Origin of the sequence: Ruegeria sp. (assembly GCF_028066395.1) — a bacterium.
Lineage (GTDB): Bacteria > Pseudomonadota > Alphaproteobacteria > Rhodobacterales > Rhodobacteraceae > Ruegeria.
The window spans coordinates 1-2,379 of record NZ_JALCBM010000137.1; the positions used below are offsets into that span (position 1 = coordinate 1).

Annotated in this window: 2 protein-coding genes and 2 tRNA genes (1 of these 4 only partly in view); 3 read left to right on the plus strand and 1 reads right to left on the minus strand. The window is 62.7% G+C overall.

Annotation, left to right across the window (positions count from 1 at the left end; all coding sequences use genetic code 11):
* A partial coding sequence (locus MPJ51_RS21680) for a histidine kinase dimerization/phospho-acceptor domain-containing protein (protein ID WP_298391141.1) occupies positions 1-1,084 on the minus strand: 1,084 nt, incomplete at its 3' end.
* 44 nt (positions 1,085-1,128) lie between these two features.
* Between MPJ51_RS21680 and MPJ51_RS21685 the strand changes: the two genes are divergently transcribed.
* The 3 genes from MPJ51_RS21685 to MPJ51_RS21695 form a co-directional block, all read left to right on the plus strand.
* Entirely contained in the window at positions 1,129-2,043 is a 915-nt protein-coding gene (locus tag MPJ51_RS21685; RefSeq protein WP_298391143.1) for an MBL fold metallo-hydrolase, read from the plus strand.
* A gap of 77 nt (positions 2,044-2,120) precedes the next feature.
* Positions 2,121-2,195 (plus strand) — tRNA-Asn (locus MPJ51_RS21690).
* A 131-nt stretch (positions 2,196-2,326) separates the two neighbouring features.
* Positions 2,327-2,379: transfer RNA gene (locus MPJ51_RS21695), tRNA-Asn, on the plus strand; it runs 122 nt beyond the window's last position.

The following is a 2,379-nucleotide window of genomic DNA, read 5'->3' on the forward strand; positions in this document are numbered from 1 at the left end:
TTGGGGTCAGGGTCAGGCTGATTTCAGCCTTGGTGCCATACCGCACCGCGTTGCCGATCAGATTTTCCACCGCGCGCCGCATGGCGGTCGGGCGCAGCATGGCGCTGCCCTCGCCCTCGACCGAGATCAATGTCACCGCATGCCCGGCGCGCCGCGCGTCCTCGACGATGCCACGCAGCCAGATCTCGGGGTTGACCTCTTCGGGGTCGGATTCCGAGGCGCCGCGGGTGAACTCCAGAAACGCATCCAGCAGGGATTGCATTTCGTCCACATCCTTGAGCAGCGGCTGTGCCTCATCCTCGGGCAGCAGCGACAGGCCCAGTTTCATCCGCGTCAACGGAGTGCGCAGGTCATGGCTGACCCCCGACAGCATCAGCGTGCGCTGTTCGATCTGCCGCTCGATCCGAGCGCGCATGTCCAGAAAGGCATTGCCGGCCGCACGCACCTCGATCGCGCCATTGGGCGTATAGGGCACCACCCTGCCCCGGCCAAAGGCTTGCGCGGCATCGGCCAGCCGAGTGATCGGACGCAACTGATTGCGCATGTAAAGGAACGAGATCGTGGTCATCAGCACCGCAAAGAAGACCATCGTCACGATCAACTGATGCGGCGCGACAGGCGACAGACGCCTGCGGTCGAACCCCAGTTCCAGAATCCCCAGATCGGTCTCAAGATACAGCCGCACCTCTTTGCTGCTGGGCAGCGCCACGGCGATGGATTGCGGCACCAACTGGCGCATATTGGCCCGGACCTGCGGGGCAATGAAGTCATGCCAGCGGCGGGTGCCCTCGTCGATCCCCTCATCGGGTTGCAGGAACCGGGCCGACATCCCCAGCGCCGCCAGTTCGGGCCGGATCGCCGCCAGTGCCTGAATTTGGGTGTCCGTCCCTTGCATGGTGTTCAGAACCAGCGCAACCTCGCGCGAGGCAGTCTGAGTCATCTGCCGCGTCACCTCCTCAAGATGTTTCTGCAGAAACGCGATGGCAACGACCAGCAGGACCACCAGAACCGGCACCACGAGAATCAGCGCCGCACGGGCATACAGGCTGCGGGGCATATAGGGTTTGAGCCATTGCGACGACATGCGCTAAACCTAGCGGGCCGTCTGGGTAAGAGGAAGAGGTGACGATGCAGGCCCCCGACAATTTCAACCCTGTCCCCGGACAGGCCATGACGCTGGCCCCCGGGTTGCGACGGATTGTGGCGCCGAACCCCTCGCCCATGACCTATCGCGGGACGAACACCTATCTGCTGGGCGACCGCGACATCGCGGTGATCGACCCCGGCCCGCTGATCGAGGCGCATCTGGACGCGATCCTGAACGCTTTGGAGCCCGGGCAGCGGATCAGCCACATTCTGGTGACCCACAGCCATCTGGATCACTCTCCCCTCGCCGCGCCGCTGTCGCACCGCACCGGTGCGCCGGTTCTGGCCTTCGGGGGGCCGCAGGCTGGCCGCAGCGCCATCATGACCCGTTTGGCGCAGCAAGGTCTGGCTGGCGGGGGTGAGGGCATCGATTCGGAGTTCCGCCCAGATCAGGAGGTCTCGGACGGTCAAATGATCGAAGGTGACGACTGGACGCTGGAGGTGATCCATACGCCCGGCCATCTGGGCAATCACATCGCGCTGGCCTGGGGCGATACCTGCTTCACCGCCGATCATGTGATGGGCTGGGCCAGTTCTCTGGTCTCACCTCCCGATGGCGATCTGACCGATTTCATGGCCGCCTGCTACCGGCTGCGCGAACGGGACTGGTCGGTGTTTCACCCAGGTCATGGCGCGCCAGTGACCGACCCGACCGCGCGACTAGATTGGCTGATCAACCACCGTCTGGGGCGCGAGGCACAGATCCTGACCGCTCTGGACGATACTCCCGCAACCGCACAGGATCTGGCGCGCCGGATATATACCGAAACACCCGAGGCGCTGCTGCCCGCCGCCGAACGCAATGTCTTTGCCCATCTTGTTGACCTGACAGGGAAATCCCGTGTCGCTGCGATTGGAGACCTGTCAGCTACCGCGCAATTTCGACGCTTGAGCTAGGGGCGGAAAAATTTTTGCGCCCTCATGCGCTTCTACTCTGGACTGCGAAAATCGAGGTTGCTATACGCGCCCTCAGTTCCGGCGTAGCTCAGCGGTAGAGCAGTTGACTGTTAATCAATTGGTCGTAGGTTCGATCCCTACCGCCGGAGCCAAAATCCCTCAAAATCGTCCTTGCCCCTCAGACCCGAAGTGTACGCTCACGACCGGGTGAGTTTTTTCGTCGAAAAAACTCGGCGCGCCCTCTGGACGGCGGGAAATCAGATTGCTATACGGCGCGAACCGTTCCGGCGTAGCTCAGCGGTAGAGCAGTTGACTGTTAATCAATTGGTCGTAGGT